This is a genomic window from Agrobacterium sp. SUL3 (assembly GCF_001263295.1).
GTDB classification, from domain to species: domain Bacteria; phylum Pseudomonadota; class Alphaproteobacteria; order Rhizobiales; family Rhizobiaceae; genus Agrobacterium; species Agrobacterium tomkonis.
In genome coordinates, this window is sequence record NZ_KQ414499.1 from 264929 (window position 1) to 290682 (window position 25754).

Sequence of the window (25754 nt, forward strand, 5' to 3'; positions counted from 1 at the left end):
TGAGGGAGAAGGGATGGAATCGATGAAAGGAACCCTTGTTTCACTTGCCCCCGCGAGGGACGAATGGTCTGCTACCGCCCGGTGAAACCTCGTTTCTTTGCTTCAGCCGCCGTGATGACATCACCTATTTTAAATCTGAAGGCCGTCACCGCGTAATTCTCGACATCCACCTCACATTGAAACGTGACATCGCGCCAGACGTCGCCAACGTTGAATGCACCCCCGGTAGCGTCAAGTAGATTGCCGGATATGCGCCCGCCGGTGTCGGAAAAGCCATACATGCCTCGGGTGGCCGTATAAACCTCCCTTATTTGGGCCAATGCTTCTGCCTGGCAAAGTTGCACGATGCGACGACGGGGCGATAGATCGCCAAAAATCTGCCGTCGCTGAGCTGGCGTTAACACGGCGGACGACAATAAGCTTTTGGCCGCCGGAAGTTTCGCGGGCTTCTCTTCCGCCGCGTCCGCAGGCTTTTCCTCAACCGGCTTTGCCTGCGGCACGGGCGGCTGATCCGGTTGCGATTCTTCCTTGATGGGTGAGACCGCGATTTCCCCCTGCTCGGCGGAAGCCTGAAGATCGCTGTTGGCGGCGACAGGTGCGGGCTTTTCCTCGGCCGTCTTTTCAGGCTGGCTTGCGGGCTCCTTGGAAGGCTCGGTCTTTTCCGCTTCCTCAGTCTTTCCCGGCTTGTCTTCGCGGTCCGCCTGCATTTCCTCAGGCCTCATGGCGATGGCCGGCAACGTCGCCTGCGGCTGCGGCAAAGGTTTTGCCTCTTCTGCCGGAGGAGTGGGCGGTGGAGGTGGAGGTTGCGGCTTTTCCTCTTTCGCCTTCTCTTCGCCCGGTGGTGGAGCCTCTTCCGCCTTTTTTTCTTCGGGTGGCGGCACCAGATCGACGCTGATGCTCTCCGGCTCCTGCGGCTCGGCTATCCGCTCCGGCAGTTGAAAAAAGAAGAGAGCGACAACGGCAATATGCAGCAGCACGGAGACGGGCACAGCCCATCCTCCCCGACGCCATCTGCTTGCCGAAACCTGTTGCATCTCATCGAACCAAATCGAACCTGCGCATATCCACCAAAAGCGGAATGCTTCGTCCTCACACATAAGGCTTGTCGCAGAGTTCGCCAGTGCGTGAAACAAAAAACCCGGCCAGAGATGACTGACCGGGTTCAATTTTAAAGGAAGCGCAACGCTTAGCTGTCGAGGAAGCTGCGCAGCTTTCTCGAGCGGCTCGGATGCTTCAGCTTGCGCAGCGCCTTCGCCTCAATCTGACGAATACGTTCGCGCGTGACCGAAAACTGCTGGCCGACTTCTTCCAGCGTATGGTCGGTGTTCATGCCGATGCCAAAGCGCATGCGCAGAACACGTTCCTCGCGCGGCGTCAGCGAAGCCAGAACGCGAGTTGTCGTCTCGCGCAGGTTCGCCTGAATGGCGGCGTCGATCGGCAAGAGCGCATTCTTGTCCTCGATGAAGTCACCGAGATGCGAATCTTCTTCGTCACCCACGGGGGTTTCGAGCGAGATCGGCTCCTTGGCGATCTTCAGAACCTTACGCACCTTTTCCAGCGGCATGGCCAGCTTCTCGGCCAGCTCTTCCGGGGTCGGCTCGCGGCCGATCTCGTGCAGCATCTGGCGCGAGGTGCGAACGATCTTGTTGATCGTCTCGATCATGTGAACCGGAATACGGATCGTGCGCGCCTGATCGGCGATCGAGCGGGTGATCGCCTGCCTGATCCACCAGGTCGCATAGGTCGAGAACTTGTAACCACGGCGATATTCGAACTTGTCGACCGCCTTCATCAGGCCGATATTGCCTTCCTGAATGAGATCGAGGAACTGCAGGCCGCGATTGGTGTATTTCTTCGCAATCGAGATAACCAGACGCAGGTTGGCCTCGACCATCTCCTTCTTGGCGATGCGCGCTTCTCGCTCGCCCTTCTGCACCATGGAAACGATGCGGCGGAATTCGGCGATGGAAATGCCGGTTTCCGTGGAGAGGTTCTGGATTTCCTGACGGATTTCCCGGATCGTGTTGCTTTCCTCGCGGGCGAATTCCTTCCAGCCGCGCGCGGCCAGATTGGCGATCGACTTCATCCAGTTCGGATCGAGTTCCGCACCGTGATACTGCTCGAGGAAGCTGTCGCGCTTGACGCCGTAGGATTCGGCAAGGCGCAGCAGCCGGCCTTCATTCTGCATCAGACGCTTGGAAATGTCGTAGAGCTGCTCGACGAGGCTGTCGATACGGTTCTGGTTCAGCGACAGCGACTTGACGGCCGTGATCAGCTGATCCTTCAGTTCCTTGTAACGACGCTCCTGGCCGGAAGACAGGGTGCCCGTGCAGGCCAGACGCGCCTCAACCTGCTGATCCTGAAGCTTGCGCAGCTTCTTGTAGGTATCAGCGATGGTGTCGAGCGTTTCCATGACCTGCGGGCGCAGTTCGGCTTCCATCGCGGCAAGCGAAAGATTGGACTCGTCGTCGTCCTCCTCTTCCTCTTCCGGCGGAAGGCCATCGCCACCCACATCGGTCACGTCATCGTCGCCGGTCGGCGCACGCAGCTTGCGGGTCTTTTCCTTTTCTTCGGCAGCCTTGCGGTCCGCCTCGATCTTTTCCGGGCTCTGGAACTGCGGCGCAGCCTTGGCCTCCGGACCCGAATAGGTGGTCTCGAGATCGATGATCTCGCGCAGCAGCGTCGTGCCTTCATTCAGCTCGTCGCGCCAGATGATCAGCGCCTGGAACGTCAGCGGGCTTTCGCACAGGCCCGAAATCATCGTTTCGCGGCCGGCCTCGATGCGCTTGGCGATGGCGATTTCGCCTTCGCGCGACAGAAGCTCGACGGAACCCATTTCGCGCAGATACATGCGCACCGGGTCATCGGTACGGTCGGTCGGTTCTTTCTTCTTGGCGGTCGCAAGTGCTGTGCCGCCGGAGGGCGCCAGTTCGCCGCCTTCGGAATCTTCCGATTCCGAATCGTCGCTTTCAGCCTCGCCAGACGCTTCTTCAGCATCCTCGTCCTCGATGACGTTGATGCCCATATCGGACAGCATAGCCATCGTGTCTTCGATCTGCTCGGACGTCACCTCTTCGGACGGCAGGACGGAATTCAGCTCGTCCATCGTCACATAGCCGCGCTTCTTGGCGGCCTTGATCATTTTCTTGACCGCGTCATCCGAAAGATCGAGAAGCGGACCGTCCGTCGCACCGTCGCGTTCGTTTTCTGCTTCTTCGTTTTCTTTGACTTTGGTTGCCATCTATCTCGTCGCTTTCCCTGACGCTAACACCTGTTCCGCCGCATCGCCGTCCGCCCCATGAGCATCCAGCGGTTTGCCGCGAATCACTGTCAGACACCTAACGGAGTGATCTTTAATTGCCGATTAACCACGGCAGCCTCAGGCAGAATGCAAAGACAGTGCACCCGGAAATGCTTGCTCATGCAATTTCTATCCGCCAAGGCTCATTCCACCTTACTTTTCCTGAAATGGTGATTCCCGCTATTTCCCGCCCCGTCAAGCCTTTGAGGGCGAGACAGCCACGGAAATTCTCAAAAAAGGCCGCATTTCGCGGTTATCACCAGACTATCCCCTATTTAGGACGCTTGCCGCAAAAGGCAACCCCACACGTCTTTCAATTCTTGGCCAGCCCTCTCAGCCATGGCCGAAGGCCGGCCCCTTCACCCGCCCGGACATAACCCCGAAACCATCGATGATCGCCTCCTGATTTTCCATTCGGCCGATTTCCAGCTGAACCTCGGCCAATGCCCGTACCAGAAGCGTGCCGCGCTCGTCATCCGTCGCCTCGGCAATTTCCCGTTCCAGCTCCCGCTTCTGCCAGAGCAGGGATTTGGTTCGCTTGTGCAATGACAGCGCCTGCACATAACCTTCACGCGCATCTTCCATCGCCGCCTGTTCAGTCGCCGTCCACAGGCGGGCATTACGCACCTGCTGGTCCATCGTCTTCAACAGCGCCTCGAAATCCTGCTGCGACAGGCGCTCGATCAGCCCGGCCCGCGATATCTCCGCCGCACTTTCCGCCGCATAGGTCAGCACCGTCGACCACAGACGTTGCAGATCACGGTTCTCATAGTCGATGGCAGCGATCTCGTCATATTCCTCGAGCAGCAATTCGGGATGGTTGACGATGGTGATGGCAAGAACGCTTTCCCGGAGCGAGGGCTTGGTCTGATACCCCCTCACCAGGCCCGATTGCGCCAACCGGTCCGAAATACTGCTGGCAGGCGTCGACATCGCCCCGCCCCGCCCCGGCGCATTGCGCTGGAAGCCGCGCCCGGCGCCCTGCCCGCCATCGCGACGGAAGTTACCGCCCTGTTGCCCGCCCTGCTGAAAGCGCGGCTGGAAGAAGCCATTCAGCCTGTCGCGCATATCCTGCTGATAGAAACGGCGCACCGTCTCGTCGCCGATCACGGAAACGATCTGTCGCAGGCGGCTTTCAAGCTGGGCTCGCTTTTCGGGCGTATCGAAGGTAACGGCGGATGTCTCACGGCTCCAGACCATCGCCGCAAGCGGCTTTGCTTCCGAAAGCACCCGGTCAAAAGGCGCGCGCCCCTCCAGCCGCACGAGATCATCAGGGTCCTTTCCGTCAGGCAACAACGCAAAGCTGACGGAGCGGTCCGGCTTGATATGCGGCAGGGCCAGATCCGCCGCACGGTTGGCGGCGCGAATGCCGGCGCCATCGCCATCGAAGCAGAGGATCGGCTGCGGCGACATTTTCCACAGGAGATCGAGCTGGCTTTCCGTCAGCGCCGTACCAAGCGGCGCGACGGCGTTTTCGACACCGGCCTGATAAAGCGCGATGACATCCATATAGCCTTCAACGGCGATGACCGTGCCGCCGGCAGCCTGCGAGGCGCGACGGGCGCGGGCAAAATTGTAAAGAACATTGCCCTTGTGAAAAAGCTCGGTCTCGTTGGAATTCAGATACTTCGCCACCGCATCCGCCGCCATGGCGCGGCCGCCGAAAGCGATCACCTTTTCCCGCGACGACAGGATCGGGAACATGATGCGATCCCGGAACCGGTCATAAGAAACCGGTACGTTTTCATGCACCACCAGCCCGCAGGCCTCCATCTGCTCGCGCGCCACACCCTTGCTCGCCAGATGCTCTTTGAGAGCATTGCGGCTATCCGGCGCAAAACCAAGCCTGAAGGTCTCGATGGTGCGCCCGGTCAGCCCGCGATCGCGCAAATAAGCCCGCGCCCGCGCGCCAAGCGCCGTCTGTAACTGATCCTGAAAGAATAGCGTCGCCATTTCCATGACGTCCTGCAGCGAGGTGCGCTCACGCTCGCGCTTTTCCGCCTGCGGATCAGGCTGCGGCATGGAAATACCGGCCATATCGGCAATCTGCTGCACGGCCTCGGGAAAACTCAAGCCCTCAAGGTCGGTCAAGAACCGGAAATGATCGCCGGAAACACCGCAACCGAAACAATGATACCGCCCCTTGCGGTCCTCACAATGGAAACTGGGGCTTTTTTCACCGTGGAACGGGCAGCAGGCCCAATAATCGCCCCGCGGCGTATTGGTCTTCTTCTTGTCCCAGGACACACGTCGGCCGATCACATCGGAGATGTTCACGCGGTCGCGTATCTCATCGAGAAAAGAATTGGAAAAGCGCATGGGTTACCTGTTAGAGGCCAGTCTTTCATATAAGCGCATAAAGGCCGCAATACAAAATGGGTAGGTAAATAATACCCACTATTCACAGGCGGCATTGACATCGGTGTATATACAGAAGAATATACGATTGTATATGCATACTCAGTGCATGAGTGCCTATGAGCTGAAAGCAGCGGTAGGCAACTCATGGATATCGTGATGAAAGATTTCATTTCCTTTGATTGGGATGAAAACAAGCGGCTGAGCAATATCGAGAAGCACGGCATCGACTTTCCAAGGGCGGCAAGAGCGCTTTCACAACCCCATCTGGAAAGTCGCTCCGATCAAAATGGGGAGTGTCGTATTCTGGCGATATGCCCGGAAACAGACGATCTCATCGCAATCGTTTATACGATGCGGGGCGAGGTCTGCCGGATCATATCGGCAAGGGCGACAAGGAAAAATGAGCGAAGAACGTATCGTCAGATATTCTCTGGATGAGATCCGGGAAAAGATCGCCAGGGGTGAAGATCGCACCGATTGGGCGCGTGTCGACGCCATGACCGACGAGGATATCGACCGCGCCATGCGCGACGATCCGGACTGGGCCGGCTTTGAAGACATCGACTGGTCGAAGGCCGAAGTGGTTTTCCCCACCCCCAAGCAATCGATTTCCATTCGCGTGGACCAGGATGTCGTCGATTTTTTCAAATCCACCGGCAAAGGCTATCAAACCCGGATGAATGCGGTTCTGCGCCACTATGTGCATGAGCAGAAAAAACGGCCGGGTTGACGATGGAAAGCCGCCATTGCGCCTGCTTCCGGCGAATTTATGGCAGTGCAACATCACCAAAAATTATGTTTTTGTAATTTGAGCGCCCCGTCGCGACGGTGTAAAAACAAAACACAGTCAAAGGCAGTGCGTGAACATTTCCATAAATCTGCCGACGCCCACAGGCACGTCCCCCTAAAAAAGCCTGTGAGGGACCGCATTTTGATCCGCCGGAATGCGCTTTCGTCGACAGAAAAAAGGCAGGGTAGCCTCGGCTACCCTGCCTTTACTTTTTTCAACATGGTGGAAGTCTACTTCAGCAAGTCCTTGACAACGCCGGAGGCCTTCGCAAAGTCGATCTGACCGGGATAACGTTCCTTCAGCGCGTTCATGCACTTGCCCATGTCACGCAGACCGGAGGCGCCGGTTTCGCTGATGACGGCCTGGCACAGTTCGCGCACCTTCTCGGCCGGGATTTCTTCCGGCATGAATTCCTTGATGATGACGATTTCCTCGCGCTCCTGCGCGGCGAGCTCGGGTCGGCCGGCACCGTCATAGATGGTGGCGGACTCTTCGCGCTGCTTTACCATCTTGGTCAGGATCTGCATGATATCTTCGTCGCTGACGGGGTCCTTGCCCACGCCACGATTGGCGATATCGCGATCCTTGATGGCCGCCTGAATGAGACGCACGGTCGATGTACGTCGGGCGTCACGAGCCTTCAGCGCATCTTTCAAAGTATTTGCGAACGTGTCGCGCATCATTTTTCTTCTCCTTGGGAAAGCCCATTCCGCAGCTTCGCGATAGGCAAACTTTCCACCTTATTTTTCGCAACGACATAAACGAGCAACTACGCTCAAGCAAATCAATTGCATAAGCCCTTGAATCCACGGCATCTTAAATCCGCGTAAATCTTGAGCCTATGGTTGACCGCTTGGGCTGCTTTCGTTATTTTCCGGCACCTGCACGAGATTTTAACGAAGGGTCGGAACGCGAGCTTTATCGCGCGCCCCTTTATGTCACGAAGCCTGCGACAAAAATGGCCCCTTACCCCCTGCCTTTCAAGAGGCGGGGTGCGAAGCGGCAGAAACGGAACGAGATGACCGAGACAGCGCCCTGGACTACCCGCAAACCGACCGCAATGCTTGTTCTTGCCGATGGCACGGTGATCGAGGGCACAGGCATCGGCGCAACCGGCAAGGTTCAGGCCGAAGTCTGCTTCAACACGGCGCTGACGGGTTACGAGGAAATCCTCACCGACCCTTCCTATCTCGGCCAGATCGTCACTTTCACCTTCCCGCATATCGGCAATGTCGGCACCAATGAGGAAGACATTGAAGACCTGACACCCGCCGCCCGCCGCGGCGCAGTCGGCGTCATCTTCAAGGCCGATATCACCGACCCTTCGAACTTTCGCGCCGTCAAGCATCTGGATGCCTGGCTGAAGGCCCGCGGTGTCATCGGCCTTTGTGGCATAGATACGCGCGCGCTGACGGCATGGATCCGCGAAAACGGCGCGCCGAACGCTGTCATCGCCCATGATCCGAACGGCGTCTTCGACATCGAGGCGCTAAAGACCGAAGCAAAGGCCTGGAGCGGCCTTGTCGGCCTCGACCTCGCCATCGAAGCGACCTCCGGCCAATCCTCCAGCTGGGCTGAAACGCCGTGGGTCTGGAACAAGGGTTATGGCACGCTCGGCGAAGCCGATGCCAAATATCACGTCGTCTGCGTGGATTTCGGCGTCAAGCGTAACATTCTGCGCCTTTTCGCCGGTCTCGATTGCAAGGTGACCGTAGTTCCCGCCCAGACTTCGGCCGAAGACATTCTGGCGCTGAAGCCGGATGGCGTGTTCCTGTCCAACGGCCCGGGAGACCCGGCGGCTACAGGCGAATATGCCGTGCCGGTCATCCAGAACCTCATCAAGAGCGAGCTGCCGATCTTCGGCATCTGCCTCGGCCACCAGATGCTCGGCCTCGCCGTCGGCGCAAAGACCGAAAAGATGCATCAGGGTCACCACGGCGCCAACCATCCGGTCAAGGACTTCACGACAGGCAAGGTTGAAATCGTCTCGATGAACCACGGTTTTGCGGTTGATGCCAAATCGCTGCCTGATGGCGTCGAAGAAACCCACACGTCGCTGTTCGATGGCACCAATTGCGGCCTGCGCATCGTCGGCAAGCCGGTCTTCTCCGTCCAGCATCACCCGGAAGCTTCACCCGGCCCGCAGGACAGCCATTATCTCTTCCGCCGCTTCGTCAACCTGCTGCGCGAGAGACAAGGCGAGGCAGCGCTCGCCGAGCGCTGAGACAGGCCTTCGAAACCTCTCCTCCGTCATCCTCGCCCTTGAGGCGAGGATCCATTGACTTCGGCGGGTATGGAAAGCTTTCCAACATTCGCACGGCCCGCTATCAGCGGGCCGTTTGCATTTCGCGCTTCACCAGAATGACGAAGCGGACGGTGAGCAAAACAGCTGCCGTCGAAAGACCGATCACGAAACCGAACCAGACGCCACGCCCGCCAAAACCGAGCGGAAAGGCCATGGTCCAGGCAAGCGCCAGGCCGATCGGCCAATAGGAGATCAGCGCCAGCATCGCTGGAATGCGGGCATCCTTCAGCCCGCGCAGCAGCCCCGCCGTCACGGCCTGAATGCCATCCACCAGCTGGAAGACGCCGGCGATCACCACGAGGCTGCTGGCATAGGCGAGCACTTCCGCGGCTTCCGGCAATTTTGGATCGAGGAACCATTTCGCCAGAAAGTCCGGAACGACCGCAAACAGGATGCCGCCGCAAAGTGCAATGCCACAGGCAATGGCGTAGATCATGATGGAGGCGCGAATGAGATTTTTGAAATCTCCCTGACCGCGGGCAATGCCCACGCGCACGGTTGCCGCCTGCGACAGGCCAAGCGGGATCATGAAGGCGATCGAGGCAAGCTGCAGGGCAATGCCATGCGCCGCAAGCTGCACGGTGCCAATCTGTCCCATCAGGATCGAGGCGGCGGCAAACAACGTCACTTCGGCAAGGATGGTGATGCTGATCGGCAGGCCGAGACGCAGCACTTCGAAAAGCGCATGCCAGTCCGGCCGCCAGAAACGCACGAACAGCTCGTATTTCTTCGTCTCCTCACGCGTCTGTACATAGAAAACGATGAAGATGAAGCTGAAGGCATTGACGATGACGGCAACGACGGCAGCACCATTCATGCCCATTGCCGGCAAGCCGAAATGGCCGAACACGAGCGCATAAGCCATCACACCGTTCATCACCAACATGATGATGGTGACATAAAGAATGATGCCCGCCCGGCCGATGGCGCTGACAAGTCCGCGCAGCACGTAGAAAAGCAAAGCTGGCAGCAGGCCGAATTTGGCGATGGCGAGATAATGGCCGGTCAGCGCCGCCACGTTGGGATTCTGCCCGAGATAGACCAGAATCCGCTCGGCATTGAAGAAGATCGGCAAAGCGAGGATCCAGTAGGCGATAGCCACCCACATACCCATGCGCAGCGAGCGGCGGGCCGCCGTCGCATCGCCCTGCCCATAAGCCTGTGCCACCATTGGCACCACGGCCACGGAAAAGCCCGAGCCAAAAATGAAGACAACGAAGAAGAACTGCCCGGCCAGCACCATGGCCGCCAGCTTTTCAGCCCCCAGCTGCCCGACGATGACCATGTCAGTGGTATGGATGCCAAGCTGCGCGAGCTGCGCACCGATAAGCGGAATTCCAAGCGCAAGCGTAGCCTTGAAATGCGAAAGCCACGACCCCGATCCGGAGGGAACGGTTTCTGCAACAACCGACGAAGACATTGTAATTCACCTGAATTTTGGCCATTGCCCGCGAATTGCGCAATGGCAGCAGGGTGATGAATAAAATATTCCCTTCCTGCACGCAACCTTTGCAGCCCGATGATCAAAATTTACGCAAAGTGGCAAAACCTGCCGGCACAGTCTGAAACGGCATGAACCAAAACAAATTTAGTCGAATTTTACCATTTCACTTTACGTATTAGAACATCGCGTAGTTCTTTTAAATCATAAGCTGCATGACGCAGAATATTCCCGCCCTAGAGGCATGTCTTTCCCCCCATTCTCCAAGATGACCCGACCGGGCATATCTGGTTTCAAGGACGTGTAGCTTGCCAAAAAAATCCAACCTCATGACGCGCATTCTGTTTGCGGCATCATCACTTGTTGTCGCCGCCTTTGCGGGATTTTCTTTCTATATCGATAGCCTTCAGCACCGGGTCACGACGGAAGCGGTGGCGGAAAACATCGATTCGTCCGGCAAGCAGGCCGCACAGAGCATCGCAAACTGGCTGAACGGCCGCATCATGCTCACCGACACGGTGGCGAAAACGCTTGCGAAGCTTCCGGAGGACGATGCCAAGCTGCAGTTCCTTCAGAACGACGTGCTGACAGCGCAGTTCATGTCCACCTATTTCGGCAATGCCGAAAACGGCGTCTTCACGACGTTCCCGAAAACACCGCTTCCGGAAGGTTATGACCCGCGCAAGCGCCCCTGGTATCTGGATGCGGTCAAGGCCGGCAAGCCGGTGCTGACCGAACCTTACACCGACGCCTCGACCGGCGGCCTCGTCATCACTGCAGCGATGCCCGTTTCCGTTGATGGCAAGTTGGCTGGCGTGACGGGAAGCGACTTCTCGCTGGATTCGCTGGTAAAGATGATCAAGTCCGTAGATGCCGGCACGGACGGTTACGCCTTCTTGGTCAGTAAGGACGGCAAGATCCTTATTCATCCCGATCCGAAACTCGTCGACAAGCCGCTGAGCGATCTTTTCAAGGTCAACACACCGGCAATTTCCTCGGCGATTTCCCAGACCGAAATTGACGGCAAGGGCAAGATCACCAGCTTCATCCCGGTTGCCGGCCTGCCTTCGGTCGACTGGTATCTCGGCTTTGTCGTCGATTCCGATATAGCCTATAGCGCAATCGGCCAGTTCCGGCTGGCAGCGACCATTGCCACGGTTCTTGCCGCTGCAATCATGATCGCGCTGCTTGCAACTGTGCTCTCCCGTTTCATCGTCCGCCCCGTCACGCAGATGACCTCGGCCATGGAAGGCCTTGCGGCCGGCAATCTCGATGTCGCCATTCCCGGCCAGGAGCGCACCGACCAGATCGGCTCGATGGCCGCAGCAGTCGCCGTTTTCAGGTCGAACGCCATGGAGCGCCTGCGTCTCGAAGGTGACGCCGAAGAAAACCGCACGCTTTCCGAACAGGAGCGCAACGAGCGGGAGAGAAGTTCGGCGAAAGACGCGGCGGACATCCAGTTCGCGGTCGATTCGCTCGCCAAAGGTCTGGCGCATCTTTCGGACGGCGATCTCAATTACCGCATCGACACGCCTTTCGTGAGCCGCATCGACCGCCTGCGCGACGATTTCAACAATTCCGTCGCCAAGCTGAATGTGGCGCTCAGCACCGTTGGCCAGAATGCCCGCGCAATCGACGCCGGTGCTGGTGAGATTCGCCAATCCGCCGACGATCTGGCACGGCGCACGGAGCAGCAGGCAGCCTCGGTGGAAGAAACCGCCGCAGCGCTTGAGGAAATCACAACCACCGTGAAGGACCCCGCCCGCCGCGCCGAGGAAGTCGGACGTCTGGTTGATCGCGCCCGCGGCAATGCCGAACAATCCGGCATCATCGTCGAAGATGCGGTTCGCGCCATGGAAGGCATTGAGAAATCATCGTCGGAGATCAGCAACATCATCGGCGTGATCGATGAAATCGCCTTCCAGACAAACCTTCTGGCGCTGAATGCCGGAGTGGAAGCGGCGCGTGCCGGTGAAGCCGGCAAGGGTTTTGCCGTCGTCGCACAGGAAGTGCGCGAACTTGCCCAGCGCTCCGCCAATGCCGCCAAGGAAATCAAGACGTTGATCAATGCCTCGACATCGCAGGTACAATCCGGCGTCGATCTCGTCGGCAATGCCGGCAAGGCGCTGGAAACCATCGTCCGCGAAGTGCAGGAGATCAACCGCCACATCGACGCCATCGTGACGTCGTCGCGCGAACAGTCGACCGGGCTTCAGGAAATCAACACCGCCATCAACACCATCGATCAGGGCACGCAGCAGAATGCCGCCATGGTGGAGGAACAGACGGCCGCAAGCCATGGCCTTGCTTCGGAAGCGGCGGCGCTCAACGATCTGCTCGCGCAGTTCCAGCTCGCCACGGCAACGCGACGGCAGGCGGATTATGGGCGGGCTGCTTAGGGGAACCGCCTGCTCGTTTAGTGGAGGCAACGCATACAAACGCCGTCACCCCGGACTAGATCCGGGGTCCAGCGCGATCAAGTCCTTGATCGCGAAAGACTCATTCCTCACGGCGCAGACGCGCCGTAGCTGGATTCCGGATCAAGTCCGGCATGACGGAGGATAGGTTTCAACCTCTTTCATGGCCGGATCGATCCGGCCATTTTTATTTGCTGTGCGAAAGATACCCCGTTCTCTCCACCCGCCCGATCCGCTAGAGCTTGATCGATCATGATATGCGGAGGAACTCATGCTGGAACTGATTTGGCGCGGCATTGCCATGGGCATTGGCGGCACGGTGTTTATGGATATATGGGCGATTGTGCTGCATCGGTTTTTTGGCCAGTCAGCGCCGAACTGGGCACCGGTCGGCCGCTGGTTCTGGCATGTGCCAAAAGGTACGATATTTCACGATAGCATCGCCACAGCCGCGCCTTATGAACATGAACTGGCGCTCGGCTGGATTTCGCACTACGCCGTCGGCATCCTCTACGGCATCATTCTGGCGCTGGTGGTGCCGGCTGCCTGGTTTGCAAACCCGTCCTTCATCCAGCCGTGGATCGTCGGCATCGTCACGGTCGGCGCGGGCTGGTTCCTGTTGCAGCCGGGTCTCGGCATCGGCTGGGCGGCCTCAAAAACGCCCAATCCCACCAAGGTTCGTGTTCTCAACCTCGTTGCCCATACGGTCTTCGCACTCGGCATGTATGCCGTGGCGCTTTTGATGCGCTAAACAAAAAAGGGGGCTAAAAAGCCCCCTCATCTCTTCATTCTCAAAGATTGGCCGAGAACGTATCGCAATCTTCGACACGGCCGCTCTGGAAACCGCGCTTGAACCATTCCGCCCGCTGTGCCGAGGTGCCGTGGTTGAAACTATCAGGCACCACATAACCTTGGGTCTGCTTCTGCAACGTGTCGTCACCGATCTGATGGGCGGCGTTCAACGCTTCCTCAAGGTCGCCGGTTTCGAGAATGCCCTTCTGCTCGGTGAACTTGCCCCAGATGCCGGCATAACAATCCGCCTGAAGCTCCACGCGCACGGACATCTTGTTGGCATCCACCTGGCTCATAGACTGGCGGCGGCGGTTGAACTCCGGCAGAACGCCGGTCAGGTTCTGGATGTGGTGGCCAATCTCATGCGCAATCACGTAAGCCTGGGCGAAATCGCCGGCCGCACCGAAACGCTGGTCCAATTCCTTGAAGAAGCTGGTGTCGAGATAGACCTTGCGGTCACCCGGGCAATAAAACGGGCCGCTGGCAGCCGAAGCATAACCGCAGGCGGAAGACACCTGGCCGGAGAACAGAACCAGCGTCGGTTTCTGATAGGTCTCGCCAGCGGACTGGAAAATGCCACTCCACGTATCTTCGGTCTCGGCCAGCACGGTACGAACGAAAGCCGTCGTCTCGTCAGATGATTGCCCCTGCGGACGCGTGCCGGGCTGCTGCGTTCCGGATTGCTGCGTTGTGCCACCACCATCCAGTGAAATATCGCCGCCCGAAAGCAGCGTCAGCGGATTGATGCCAAGCACCCAGCTGATCAGCAGGATGACCAGAATGCCGCCGATGCCGATGCCGCCGCCGCGACGCCCAATCGGCACACGCATTCCCCCTCGGGAAAAAGGATCGTTGCCCGAAGGCCCCGAACCCGCTGACATGCCGCGCCGGTCCTCGATATTGTCCGACTGGCGACGCCCTCTCCATTCCATGCTCTTCTCCCGGCGAATATCGCCTCAACAAGCTGCCTTATAACGGCACTATAATACATCTTGTTCCGGAAGAAAGCTTGGCCTCTCTCAGGCGGCACGCCGCTTTTGCCTGAAGACCGCAACGAACAGGAAAACAAACAACAGGCCACCGACCGACAGCGTCAGAAAATCCTCCCCGCCATTGCCGAAAACAACCTCGTTCATGATACGCGTGGGAAGGAAGGTGAAACCGCCCGCAATGACGATGCCGCCGAGATAAACGCCCTGCATGATCCGCATATGGCGCTTTATTTCACCCCTGCGCGCGAAATAGACCGATTGCAGACAGCCATATATGGTGAAAATCGACATCAGGTGGATCGGGCTGAAACCATAAAAGACATTCAGTTCATGGATGAAGAATGTCGAGAAGGACGTGAGAACCATCAGCGCGACCCAGATCTTGCCGAGCAGCCGGTGAAGAGGCGTGCCTTTGGGAGAAAACAAAACCACCGCGCCGAGAATGGCGGCGGGAATGACCGTCGCCACATGCAGCTGAACGGCGAAAGGCGCGTCGAGAAGAGGTTGAAGGGACATTTGTCTCACCCGGTTGAACTCGGCGGCAATTTCAGCGAAACATGGCGTGGCTCAACCGGAATAGCGCAAACAGCGGGAGAACTTCGTGAACGGCAATGTCGTGCAATCCACGCTTCGCCAATTGCAAGCGAAGGGTCGTTCCCGCTCGTTGTGGAGCACCTTCGTCGCCATAGCCGTTCTCTTCATCGTGACAGGTCCCTATGGTACGGGCCAGAAAATGGCCTTTTGGCCAAGGGCTGCCTATTGGACCCTGCTCTTAGGCTCGGGCTGGATCATCACCACCGGTTTTTCGGCCTTCGCCAATGCCGCGCTGGTACGGACGCTGACAAGCCCGCTTGCCCGGATGATGGCCGGAGCGATCGCCGCCGCCCTGCCGATCGGTGCGACCATAACCCTCGCTAACCATGCGTTTTTCGCGCAGCCCGTCGATATCGCCTCGATTGGCGAGGATGCTCAGGCTGCTCTGCCGCTTTGCCTGATATTCTGTTTCCTCGGTTACCTGACAGCCGGCCCCGCAAACACAACCGATCCAACCGAAGAGACAGGAGCGGAAACCACGCCACCACCTTCGGTCAAGGAGCGTCCCGCAATTCTTGACCGCCTGGAGCCGGAGCGGCGCGGACCGCTGCTGCGTCTTTCCGTGCAGGATCACTATACCGAGGTGGTGACGACGCGGGGATGTCAGCTGGTTCTGCTGCGTTTTGCCGATGCGATGAAGGAAATTGGCGATACGAAAGGCTTGCAGGTACACCGCTCGCACTGGATTGCCGATGCCGACGTCGTCTCGCTGCGCAAACAGGCGGGCCGCCTGCACCTCATGACCAGAGACGGCACGGAAATTCCCGTCAGCCGCTCCCGCAATGCTGCTGTGCAGGCCCGTTTCGCCGCGCATGCCCCTGTCGGTTAAGAGTTTCTGTCGATTCCGGAATTTATGGGGTTCCGTTCTCAAAAACATTTGCCTATAAGCCGCTTCTAGCCTGAAAACATTTGAATTGCGCTCCCCGGCCGGTGATCTTCCACCGTGGCCGGTGTTTTGCGCAACCAAAAAGCGGAACGAGAGAGCCATGCCGAAGCGCCAAGATATCAAGTCCATCCTCATCATCGGCGCGGGACCGATCGTCATCGGTCAGGCATGTGAATTCGACTATTCCGGCACGCAGGCCTGCAAGGCGCTGAAGGAAGAGGGTTACCGGGTCATTCTGGTCAACTCCAACCCCGCGACCATCATGACCGATCCGGGCCTTGCCGACGCCACTTATGTCGAGCCGATCACGCCCGAAGTCGTGGCGAAGATCATCGCCAAGGAACGCCCGGACGCGCTGCTTCCGACCATGGGCGGCCAGACCGCGCTCAACACTGCGCTTTCTCTCAAGCGCATGGGCGTTCTCGACCGTTACAATGTCGAAATGATCGGCGCAAAGCCGGAAGCCATCGACATGGCCGAAGACCGCGCTCTCTTCCGCGAAGCCATGGCGCGCATCGGCCTTGAAACGCCGAAATCTATGCTGGCCAACGCGACCGAAATCAAGGATGCCGACCGCAAGACCCATGAGGCGGCGCGCGCTGAGCTGAAGGCAAAGCTTTCCGGCGCTGAACTGGACAAGGCGCTGGATGATCTCGAAAACCAGTGGAACCTCGGCGAGACTGACCGCAAGCAGCGCTACATGGCCCATGCGATTGCGATTGCCGCGCAGGCAATCGACCATGTCGGCCTGCCCGCCATCATCCGCCCGTCCTTCACGCTCGGCGGCACCGGCGGCGGCATTGCCTATAACCGCTCGGAATTCTTCGACATCGTCTCGGGCGGCCTCGACGCCTCGCCCACCACCGAAGTGCTGGTCGAAGAATCGGTTCTCGGCTGGAAGGAATATGAGATGGAAGTGGTCCGCGACACGGCGGACAATTGCATCATCATCTGCTCCATCGAAAACATCGATCCGATGGGCGTCCACACGGGTGACTCGATCACGGTTGCGCCGGCGCTGACGCTGACGGACAAAGAATACCAGATCATGCGCAACGCCTCGATTGCGGTGCTGCGCGAGATCGGCGTGGAAACCGGCGGCTCGAACGTGCAGTTCGCCGTCAATCCGAAAGATGGCCGCCTCGTCGTCATCGAAATGAACCCGCGCGTCTCGCGCTCGTCCGCACTGGCATCGAAGGCCACCGGCTTCCCGATTGCCAAGATCGCCGCCAAGCTCGCCATCGGCTACACGCTGGACGAGCTGGAAAACGACATTACCGGCGGTGCGACGCCGGCATCCTTCGAGCCTTCGATCGACTACGTCGTCACCAAGATCCCGCGTTTCGCCTTCGAGAAATTCCCGGGCGCTTCGCCGATCCTCACCACCGCCATGAAGTCGGTCGGCGAAGTCATGGCAATCGGCCGCACCTTCGCCGAATCGCTGCAGAAGGCTCTGCGCGGCATGGAAACCGGCCTCACCGGTCTCGATGAAATCGAAATCCCCGGCTTTGAGGAAGGCGAAGGCTCCAAGAACGCCATCCGCGCCGCCATCGGCACACCGACGCCGGACCGTCTGCGCATGGTCGCCCAGGCGCTGCGCATGGGCATGACCGAAGAGGAAGTCCACGAAAACTCGAAGATCGATCCGTGGTTCATCGCCCAGTTCAAGGCGATCGTCGACATGGAAGCCCGCATCCGCGAGCACGGCCTGCCGCAGGATGCCGAAAACCTGCGCATGCTCAAAGCCATGGGCTTTTCCGACGCCCGCCTCGCCAGCCTGACGTCCAAGCGCCCGAAGGAAGTGGCCGAGCTGCGCAACAGCCTCAATGTTCGCCCGGTCTTCAAGCGCATCGACACCTGCGCGGCCGAATTCGCTTCGCCGACCGCTTACATGTATTCGACCTATGAAATCCCCTTCGTCGGCGCCGCCCGTTCGGAAGCGCAGGTTTCCGACCGCAAGAAAGTCGTTATCCTCGGTGGCGGTCCGAACCGCATCGGCCAGGGCATCGAGTTCGATTATTGCTGCTGCCATGCCGCCTTCGCGCTGAAGGATGCCGGCTTCGAAGCGATCATGATCAACTGTAACCCGGAAACGGTTTCCACCGACTACGACACCTCCGACCGCCTCTATTTCGAACCGCTGACGGCCGAAGACGTGATCGAGATCATGCGTGCCGAACAGGAAAAGGGTGAACTCGTCGGCGTCATCGTGCAGTTCGGCGGCCAGACCCCGCTGAAGCTTGCCGAAGCGCTGGAAAAGAACGGTATCCCGATCCTCGGCACAGCGCCTGACATGATCGACCTTGCCGAAGACCGCGACCGCTTCCAGAAACTGCTGATGAAGCTCGATCTCGCTCAGCCGAACAACGGCATCGCCTATTCGGTCGAGCAGGCCCGCCTCGTCGCGTCTGAAATCGGCTTCCCGCTGGTGGTTCGCCCGTCCTACGTTCTGGGTGGCCGCGCCATGCAGATCATCCATTCGGAAGGCCAGCTCCAGACCTATCTGCTCGACACGGTTCCGGGTCTCGTGCCTGAGGACATCAAGCAGCGTTACCCGAACGACAAGACCGGCCAGATCAACACCCTGCTCGGCAAGAACCCGCTTCTGTTCGACAGCTACCTGACCAACGCCGTCGAAGTGGACGTCGATGCGCTTTGCGACGGCGAAAGCGTCTTCGTTTCCGGAATCATGGAACACATCGAAGAAGCCGGCATCCACTCGGGCGATAGCGCCTGCTCGCTGCCGTCCCGTTCACTGAGCAAGGAAACCCTTGACGAACTGGAACGCCAGACGACGGCACTTGCAAAAGCGCTCAATGTCGGCGGCCTGATGAACGTGCAATACGCCATCAAGGACGGCACGATCTACGTTCTCGAAGTCAACCCGCGCGCCTCGCGCACCGTGCCTTTCGTGGCGAAGACCATCGGCGCGCCGATTGCCAAGATCGCCGCCCGCGTCATGGCCGGTGAAAAGCTCGGTGCGGCGATTGCGGCTTACGGCGAAAAGCCTGATCCGCGCAACCTGAAGCACATCGCCGTCAAGGAAGCCGTCTTCCCCTTCGCCCGCTTCCCCGGCGTCGACATTCTGCTCGGACCTGAAATGCGCTCGACCGGTGAAGTCATCGGCCTCGACACGGATTTCGCACTGGCCTTCGCCAAGAGCCAGCTCGGCGCCGGCGTCGACCTGCCGCGCTCCGGCACCGTCTTTGTCTCGGTGCGTGACGACGATAAGGAAGGCGTTCTCCCCGCCATCCGCATTCTGGTGGAAAGCGGCTTCAAAGTCGTGGCGACCGGCGGCACCCAGCGTTTCCTCGCAGAACGGGGCGTCAACGCTGAAAAGATCAACAAGGTGCAGGAAGGCCGTCCGCATATCGAAGATGCCATCCGCAACCGTCAGGTCCAGCTCGTCATCAATACCACTGATAGCAACAAGGCGATTTCCGATAGCAAGTCGCTGCGTCGTGCAACACTGATGCAGAAGGTACCCTACTACACAACAATGGCCGGCGCGGAAGCCGCTGCCCTTGCCATCAAGGCGCTGAAGGCCGGCAATCTGGAAGTGAAGCCGCTGCAGAGCTATTTCCAGTAAGCGGCCCGCGGGAAATCCGCGCCGTCACGTGCTGAATGAAAACGAAACGCCGCGGGTCGCAAGATCCGCGGCGTTTCGCATTGCGTAATCCCCCTGCAATCCGTTTCCGGTATCAAAAACCCACCATTCCCACGTGAGGTTCATGATGCCCCTATCCAAGACCGACATACCGCCGCCGACCGCAGGCGGAAATAGTCCGCCCATGCTTGCCCGCATGATCGCCGGCATTTCCGCGCCTGTTGACCCAACCCCGGTGATCGACACCGAAACCTTGCGGGGCTGAAGCGATGGCTGGACGTCCGCCGGGACCGGAACGGGTGGCTTTTCCGCTGCGGATCGAACCCGCAATATTGAACGTGATCAGGAACACGGCCAGCGGCGAATTGCGCAGCATCAATGCCCAGATCGAGATCTTGCTCAAGGAAGCCCTGCACCATCGCGCCGCGGCGGATGAAGTGAGCGAGCCGCAGGGCTAGGCCGCCAGCGCCTCGCGCACACAGTTACGCCCTTCGCTCTTGGCCCGGTAAAGGGCGCGATCCGCCATTTCCGCCAGCGTCTGCAGGTCGCAGCGCATCTCGCCCGCGGTCGCAACGCCGATGCTGATCGTGACACCAACGCGCAACCCACCGCAATCAACGTCATTGACCGCAACCGCATTGCGAATACGCTCGCCGATAACAGAGGCTTTCTGACCACCCGCACCCGGCAGGAAGATGATGAATTCCTCGCCACCGTACCGCGCCAGTACATCGCCGCCGCGTATGCTGCCGCCGATGCGTTTTGCCACTTCCTGAAGGACGCTGTCACCGACGGCATGGCCAAAACGGTCGTTGATCGATTTGAAGTGATCGATATCCAGCAGCATGGCCGCATCGGCAGGATCGGGCGCCGCAGGCATCGCCTGGAAAAAGAACCGGCGGTTCTTGACGCCGGTCAGCGGGTCGGTATTGGCGAGAACCAGCAATTTCCGTTCGGACCGCTCGGCCACCAGCATCATCACGAACAGCGCGATGGCGAAATTCAACATGATGATGAAGAAAAACGCATTGACCAGGTTGATGGTGGCATAGTCCGGGAAAAATATGCTCTTCACCACAGAGAGCGAAATCAGACCGGAAATCCCGGCGATTGCGCCAAGCGCCAGACGGGAGAGAAGCCGCTCCTTGCGCCACCTTGCGAAAAGCCCAACCGCGCCCGCAAGATAGGCGAGAGCCGCGCAGCCATTGAACAAAGCCGCGCGATACGCATTGTTTTCAGCCACTTGCAGCGCGACGACAATCGCCAGCAGCGCGACAAGACAGAGGGCGACCACCGTCCGGCGGCCCACAGGGCGTCCGTCGCTCAGAACTTTCAGACCGAGCCAGATCAGCGCATAACCGACAATGCCGAAAACGACACTGCCGAGCCGCCATAAAGCCGGTGACATTATCCCCCATTCGCCGTAACCGGCGAGTGTGGAACCAATTGTCATGGCTGCAAAGCCGGCAGCAAGAGCAACCGGGCCACGCAACCCACGATTTGACAACTTTAGATAGATGAAACTCAACAATCCTACAATATAAGAGCACTTCTGCATCAATATGACTGTCGTGAGGTCGAGTTCACCCAACATAATATGTCCACGCAATAAATAAATAAGACCGATTCAATTATCATCGATAAGTATAAAATTTTAATAAAAATACCGAATCAAAAAACGTAAGTTATATTCATAAAAACTAAAATACATTTTTATATATAAATAGATCAATAAAACAATTTATTCGAATAATCTTAGAAACTCCATGTCCTTTTTGAAGAGCAGAGTTTCCGCCTCTCTCGCCCGCGCATCCGGCAGACGCAGCAGATAGGATGGATGCACCGTGACAAAAAGCGTCCGCCCTTCCTGCATGGGAAGAGGGCGGCTCCGAACTTCGGTGACTTTCTCCTTGCCACCGGTCAGGGCATAAAGCGCCGTAGCGCCCATGGCGACGATGAGCTTCGGCTGCACCAGTGCAATTTCCTGGTTCAGCCACCAGCGGCATTGCTGAACCTCACCCGCATCCGGCCGCCGGTGAATACGCCGCTTGCCGCGTGTTTCATATTTGAAATGCTTGACGGCATTGGTGACGTAAAGCCGCCTGCGATCCACGCCAATCTCGCCCAGCGTTCGATCAAACAGCTGACCAGCAGGACCGAGGAAAGGTTTTCCGGCAAGATCTTCGTGATCGCCCGGCTGTTCGCCGACGATCATGACATCCGCATTCTCCGGCCCCTCGCCAAAAACAGTTTGTGTCGCCTTGCAATGCAGCGGACATCGGGTGCATTGGCCTGCCTGCCGCCTCAGGGACCCAAGCGAATCTTCCGGTTCCTGCGGGGACTCCTTCCGCGCCGCGGCGGCAACGGCCTGCAGGCGGTGGTGAAACGGCTGCGGCTGGCTTGCCGCCTTGGCCGCCATATCAAGCACCCGCGCCTTCGCGCCCAGAATGAGGCCGGGAATGAGATCCGCTTCCGGCAGGTTCTTCCAGTATTTTTTTGGCATCTCCGCCGTCATCGCCTTGATCTTCAAGCGGGCCGGATTGAAAATATTGGCATAATAGGTCCGCCAGAGATCGTCCGTTTCATCTTTCAGGTCGGGTTGAGCGGCGGCCTCCCGCGACGTCTGCAACACGCTTCCATCCCATCGCGCAGATCCTTTCGGCGTTGCGATCAGCCAGTCCATGTCAGTGAACCGCCGCTGGAAAAACGGCGCCTCGCGCTCGACAATGAAATGATCCGGCTCGAACCAGGCGACGAAGCGCCGTCGCCCACCCTGCCCCTGCGGTAATGGTAACTCCTTGAAACGAACGAAGGCCGTCATCTTGTGACAGTCACGGCGGACGGATTTTTCGAGCAGCCGCGCTTGTGAAACATCCGGATCGGACTTGAACTGCAGCAGGGCGCGATCCTGCCTAAGCCGCCACAACAGCCGGTATAGTAACGCAAAACGGCCATTATCGCTGTGACAGATCACCGCCTGCGCCAGCGCCACGAAGGCGGACGGAACGGAAACCTGTGCTTCCCCAACCCTGGGTGTCGGCAACGGCTCACCGGCAAAATCCAGCAGCCCCGCTTCGTCATCCCACAGCCGCCAGTCAATCGCTTCCGGTGGTATATTGGCGGCAAGCGCCATCCGAGCCGCGTCACGCCACTCGCTGAGATCGCCCCGCCCTTCCAGAACCGGGCCATACATCACAACAGCGACAATTGTTCAGGCTGCGGCGCAAACATTGCCCGCAGATCCGGCCGTTCAATCAGTTTGCCCGGCGTCCAGCCGTCCGCAACGATAAAGGCCTTCACTTTTTTCAGGGACACCCCAAAGCGGGCAATATCCTCCAGCCGTACCCGCCGAAACCGTCGCGACGAGAGAATGGAAGCGACCGTCTTGGTGCCGAAACCCGGCACTCGCAGCAGCATTTCCCGATCCGCGACATTCACATCCACTGGAAAACGGTCGCGATTTTTGAGCGCCCATGCCAGCTTCGGATCGATATCGAGATCCAGCATGCCATCGCCACCAATCGCGGTTATCTCGCCGATGTCAAAACCGTAAAACCGATAAAGCCAGTCCGCCTGATAAAGCCTGTGCTCACGCATCAAAGGCGGCTTGATCAGCGGCAGGTTTTTCGAAGAATCCGGAATGGGGCTGAAGGCCGAATAATAGACGCGCCGCAGACCATAACTGCCATAAAGCCTGGCGCTGGTGGAGAGGATGGTGCTGTCATCGGCCCCGTCAGCACCCACGATCATCTGTGTGCTCTGTCCGGCGGGCGCGAAGCGCTTGGTCCGACGTGTCCGCGCCGTCGGCTCGCCCGCCTCCTCGATCTTCAGACGGATATCGGCCATGGAGCGGCGAATATTGGCGGGCTGCTTTTCCGGCGCGAAACGACCAATACCGCTATCGGTCGGCAACTCGATATTGATCGACAGCCGGTCCGCATAAAGCCCCGCTTCCTCTATGAGCTTCGGCGATGCTTCAGGGATCGATTTCAAATGGATATAACCACGAAATCCATGGGTAACGCGCAGTTCCCGCGCCACGCGCACCATCTCTTCCATCGTATGATCCGAGGAGCGGATAATGCCGGAAGACAGAAACAGCCCCTCAATATAGTTGCGTCGATAGAACTCCAGCGTCAGCCACACCACCTCTTCGGCAGTAAACCGCGCGCGCTCCACATTGCTGGAGGAGCGGTTGATGCAATAGGCGCAGTCATAGATGCAAAAATTGGTGAGCAGGATTTTCAGGAGCGAAATGCAGCGCCCGTCCGGCGCATAAGCATGGCAGATACCCGACCCCTCCGTTGAACCCAGCCCGCCAGACGCAGCGGAGCTGCGTTTCGTCGTGCCGCTGGAGGCGCAGGATGCGTCATATTTCGCCGCATCGGAGAGAATGGCCAGACGTTGCCTGATTGACTTCTTCATAATTATGTTCACTATATGTTCTATTGAAAAATGTCAATCATGCCGCTTAACTCCATGAATGGACGTATAAAATTGACCGCCTCAAATTTGCTGGCATTTCGCTGTCGTCTTCTGATATAGTCGGCTTAGTTATGATTTTGGCATGGTTCCGGAGTTCCTCTCCGGAACCTGTTTCTTTTTGTGTCTGCAAGTAAAAGCGACAGGACTGCGAAGGATAAAAAAATGGTAGAAAAAGTGCCGATGACTCAGGGTGGATTCGTCAAGCTGCAGGAGGAGCTGCGCTTTCGCCAGCAGGAGGAACGTCCCCGTATCATCGAGGCAATTGCGGAAGCGCGCGCCCATGGCGACCTTTCGGAAAATGCCGAATACCACGCTGCCAAGGAAGCCCAGAGCCATAATGAAGGCCGCATCACCGAACTGGAAGACCTGACCGCGCGCGCGGAGGTCATCGACCTTTCCAAGATGTCCGGTTCCAAGATCAAGTTCGGCGCCACCGTCAAGCTGGTCGATGAGGACAGCGACGAGGAAAAGACCTACCAGATCGTCGGCGACCAGGAAGCCGATGTGAAGGCAGGCCGCATTTCCATCTCTTCGCCCATCGCCCGCGCCTTGATCGGCAAGGAAGTCGGCGACAGCATCGAAGTCAACGCCCCGGGCGGCGCCAAGGGTTACGAAATCCTCGCGGTACAGTGGGGCTGATGAGCCTCACCGCAATGCGCCCCTCGCGGGCGCATTGCTTTCTGACGTATCAAACCGCCAAACCAGCCGCAGAGACGGAAGCCCATCTTGTCCCACGTCAGTCTGAAAGATGTGCAGGTGCTTGCGCCGAACTTCAAGCGCAGGCTCTCCGGCGTCACCTCCACCATCGTGCAGCTCATTCCGGTGCAGAACCGGCTGGGACAGAAAGTGGCCGTCATCGGCCCCGGCCTGCCACCGCATCTGCCGCATGTGCGCTTCCGCGATCTGTGGCGTCTCTGGCAAAACGGGCCATTCGGCGCCCCCCGCATCTGGCACGCCCGCCGCAATCTTGAAATGCTGCCGGGCATTTTCATGCGTGATGTACTGCGCATGAAGGTAAAGCTGCTCTTCACCTCGGCCGCACAGAGGCGGCATTCCGCCTATACCCGCTTTCTGATTTCGAAGATGGATGCGGTCGTTGCGACAAACGGTCGTTCCGGCGCGTTTCTGGAAGTTCCCCACAGGGTCGTCATGCACGGTGTCGATACCGAGCTGTTTCACCCGGCGACGGGCGCCGAGGATACCATCGCGTCAACCGGCCTGCCGGGGCAATATCTGATCGGCTGTTTCGGGCGGGTGCGCCACCAGAAGGGCACCGACCTCTTCGTGCGCGCCATGATCGAGCTTCTACCACACTATCCGGAATGGACAGCCGTGGTTTCCGGCCGCGTGACGGCGGAACACAAGGCCTTTGGCGATACGCTGAAGGCCGATGTTGCCACGGCCGGCCTTTCCGACCGCATCGTGTTTCAGGGCGAAGTCGATGACATCAAGCCCTGGTATCGGCGACTGACGCTCTATGTCGCGCCGTCACGCAATGAGGGTTTCGGCTTGACGCCACTGGAGGCCATGGCCTCGCAGACGGCGGTCGTTACCAGCAATGCCGGCGCCTATGAAGAAATGACCGTCAAGGGCGAGACCGGCATGGTCGTCGAGGCCGGGGACTATGCATCGCTCAGGGATGCGATAAAGCCCTATCTTGCGGACCCTGCTCTGGCCAAGAGCCATGCGCTCGCCGGGCTTGCGCATGTGCGCACCACATTCCCGCTGGAAAAAGAGGCGACAAGTCTCGGTGCGGTTTATGACGCGCTACGGCGCGGATAAC

At 58.7% G+C, this 25754-nt stretch carries 21 protein-coding genes; 10 read left to right on the top strand and 11 right to left on the bottom strand.

The features are described from left to right. Nucleotides 1-71 precede the first annotated feature (71 nt). From AKG12_RS05100 to dnaG, 3 genes are all read right to left on the bottom strand, one after another. The gene (locus AKG12_RS05100) at nucleotides 72-989 is read right to left on the bottom strand and encodes a DUF930 domain-containing protein (protein ID WP_052818044.1); all 918 of its coding nucleotides are present in this window, start codon (nucleotides 987-989) and stop codon (nucleotides 72-74) included. A gap of 197 nt (nucleotides 990-1186) precedes the next feature. Then, nucleotides 1187-3241, bottom strand: a complete 2055-nt coding sequence (gene rpoD, locus AKG12_RS05105) for an RNA polymerase sigma factor RpoD (protein ID WP_046798009.1) — start codon at nucleotides 3239-3241, stop codon at nucleotides 1187-1189. A 393-nt stretch (nucleotides 3242-3634) separates the two neighbouring features. After that, nucleotides 3635-5620, bottom strand: coding sequence for a DNA primase (gene dnaG / locus AKG12_RS05110; protein ID WP_046798008.1), 1986 nt, complete (start codon nucleotides 5618-5620; stop codon nucleotides 3635-3637). Between the two features lie 198 nt (nucleotides 5621-5818). On the opposite strand from dnaG, the gene AKG12_RS29200 reads away from it, so the two are divergent. Both AKG12_RS29200 and AKG12_RS05115 read left to right on the top strand, forming a co-directional pair. Then, nucleotides 5819-6100 carry a BrnT family toxin gene (locus AKG12_RS29200; protein WP_080842538.1) on the top strand — a complete coding sequence of 94 codons (282 nt, stop codon included), beginning with the start codon at nucleotides 5819-5821 and terminating at the stop codon, nucleotides 6098-6100. Beyond that, a complete protein-coding gene (locus AKG12_RS05115; RefSeq protein ID WP_052818045.1) occupies nucleotides 6063-6392 on the top strand; it encodes a BrnA antitoxin family protein in 330 nt (109 codons plus the stop codon). The genes AKG12_RS29200 and AKG12_RS05115 overlap by 38 nt, the downstream gene beginning before the upstream one ends. A 290-nt stretch (nucleotides 6393-6682) precedes the next feature. Here AKG12_RS05115 and AKG12_RS05120 read toward each other — a convergent pair whose 3' ends face one another. Further along, nucleotides 6683-7132: a GatB/YqeY domain-containing protein gene (locus tag AKG12_RS05120; RefSeq protein ID WP_170979832.1), complete on the bottom strand. Its 450-nt coding sequence runs from the start codon at nucleotides 7130-7132 to the stop codon at nucleotides 6683-6685. A gap of 338 nt (nucleotides 7133-7470) precedes the next feature. Between AKG12_RS05120 and carA the strand changes: the two genes are divergently transcribed. After that, nucleotides 7471-8676, top strand: coding sequence for a glutamine-hydrolyzing carbamoyl-phosphate synthase small subunit (gene carA / locus AKG12_RS05125; RefSeq protein ID WP_052818046.1), 1206 nt, complete (start codon nucleotides 7471-7473; stop codon nucleotides 8674-8676). A gap of 103 nt (nucleotides 8677-8779) precedes the next feature. Here the strand turns inward: carA and AKG12_RS05130 are convergent, their stop codons facing one another. After that, entirely contained in the window at nucleotides 8780-10177 is a 1398-nt protein-coding gene (locus AKG12_RS05130) for an MATE family efflux transporter (RefSeq protein WP_052818047.1), read from the bottom strand. A 329-nt stretch (nucleotides 10178-10506) separates the two neighbouring features. Between AKG12_RS05130 and mcpU the strand changes: the two genes are divergently transcribed. Both mcpU and AKG12_RS05140 read left to right on the top strand, forming a co-directional pair. Then, on the top strand, nucleotides 10507-12597 hold the full coding sequence (gene mcpU / locus AKG12_RS05135; RefSeq protein ID WP_052818048.1) for a methyl-accepting chemotaxis protein McpU: 2091 nt from the start codon (nucleotides 10507-10509) through the stop codon (nucleotides 12595-12597). Nucleotides 12598-12886: 289 nt separating this feature from the next. Further along, the gene (locus AKG12_RS05140; RefSeq protein ID WP_046798003.1) at nucleotides 12887-13366 is read left to right on the top strand and encodes a DUF2938 domain-containing protein; all 480 of its coding nucleotides are present in this window, start codon (nucleotides 12887-12889) and stop codon (nucleotides 13364-13366) included. 40 nt (nucleotides 13367-13406) lie between these two features. Here AKG12_RS05140 and ypfJ read toward each other — a convergent pair whose 3' ends face one another. Both ypfJ and AKG12_RS05150 read right to left on the bottom strand, forming a co-directional pair. Next, a complete protein-coding gene (gene ypfJ / locus AKG12_RS05145) occupies nucleotides 13407-14339 on the bottom strand; it encodes a KPN_02809 family neutral zinc metallopeptidase (protein WP_052818049.1) in 933 nt (310 codons plus the stop codon). 87 nt (nucleotides 14340-14426) lie between these two features. Beyond that, a complete protein-coding gene (locus tag AKG12_RS05150; RefSeq protein ID WP_046798001.1) occupies nucleotides 14427-14915 on the bottom strand; it encodes a DUF2306 domain-containing protein in 489 nt (162 codons plus the stop codon). Between the two features lie 85 nt (nucleotides 14916-15000). Between AKG12_RS05150 and AKG12_RS05155 the strand changes: the two genes are divergently transcribed. Further along, nucleotides 15001-15822, top strand: a complete 822-nt coding sequence (locus AKG12_RS05155; RefSeq protein WP_052818050.1) for a LytTR family DNA-binding domain-containing protein — start codon at nucleotides 15001-15003, stop codon at nucleotides 15820-15822. 157 nt (nucleotides 15823-15979) lie between these two features. Further along, entirely contained in the window at nucleotides 15980-19468 is a 3489-nt protein-coding gene (carB, locus tag AKG12_RS05160; RefSeq protein ID WP_046797999.1) for a carbamoyl-phosphate synthase large subunit, read from the top strand. 24 nt (nucleotides 19469-19492) lie between these two features. Here carB and AKG12_RS30670 read toward each other — a convergent pair whose 3' ends face one another. Then, nucleotides 19493-19696 (bottom strand): hypothetical protein, encoded by a 204-nt coding sequence (locus AKG12_RS30670; protein WP_197283301.1) that lies wholly within the window; start codon nucleotides 19694-19696, stop codon nucleotides 19493-19495. A 59-nt stretch (nucleotides 19697-19755) separates the two neighbouring features. Between AKG12_RS30670 and AKG12_RS05170 the strand changes: the two genes are divergently transcribed. Continuing rightward, on the top strand, nucleotides 19756-19944 hold the full coding sequence (locus AKG12_RS05170) for a type II toxin-antitoxin system antitoxin (RefSeq protein WP_046797998.1): 189 nt from the start codon (nucleotides 19756-19758) through the stop codon (nucleotides 19942-19944). On the opposite strand, the gene AKG12_RS05175 is transcribed toward AKG12_RS05170, so the two are convergent. The 3 genes from AKG12_RS05175 to AKG12_RS05185 all read right to left on the bottom strand — a co-directional run bounded on the left by AKG12_RS05175 (nucleotide 19941) and on the right by AKG12_RS05185 (nucleotide 23911). Further along, nucleotides 19941-21080: a GGDEF domain-containing protein gene (locus AKG12_RS05175; RefSeq protein ID WP_052818052.1), complete on the bottom strand. Its 1140-nt coding sequence runs from the start codon at nucleotides 21078-21080 to the stop codon at nucleotides 19941-19943. The two genes, AKG12_RS05170 and AKG12_RS05175, sit on opposite strands and share 4 nt — an antisense overlap. A gap of 147 nt (nucleotides 21081-21227) precedes the next feature. After that, nucleotides 21228-22679 carry a UdgX family uracil-DNA binding protein gene (locus tag AKG12_RS05180; protein ID WP_052818053.1) on the bottom strand — a complete coding sequence of 484 codons (1452 nt, stop codon included), beginning with the start codon at nucleotides 22677-22679 and terminating at the stop codon, nucleotides 21228-21230. Continuing rightward, complete coding sequence (locus AKG12_RS05185) at nucleotides 22679-23911, bottom strand: putative DNA modification/repair radical SAM protein (RefSeq protein WP_052818054.1); 1233 nt, start codon at nucleotides 23909-23911, stop codon at nucleotides 22679-22681. Before AKG12_RS05185 ends, AKG12_RS05180 begins: the two co-directional genes overlap by 1 nt. A 222-nt stretch (nucleotides 23912-24133) precedes the next feature. Here AKG12_RS05185 and greA point away from each other — a divergent pair, with 222 nt between their 5' ends. Together greA and AKG12_RS05195 are read left to right on the top strand one after the other, a co-directional pair. After that, the gene (greA, locus tag AKG12_RS05190; RefSeq protein ID WP_026363859.1) at nucleotides 24134-24610 is read left to right on the top strand and encodes a transcription elongation factor GreA; all 477 of its coding nucleotides are present in this window, start codon (nucleotides 24134-24136) and stop codon (nucleotides 24608-24610) included. Nucleotides 24611-24697: 87 nt separating this feature from the next. Further along, nucleotides 24698-25753 (top strand): glycosyltransferase family 4 protein, encoded by a 1056-nt coding sequence (locus tag AKG12_RS05195; protein ID WP_052818055.1) that lies wholly within the window; start codon nucleotides 24698-24700, stop codon nucleotides 25751-25753. The last annotated feature ends 1 nt before the right edge of the window (nucleotide 25754 follow it).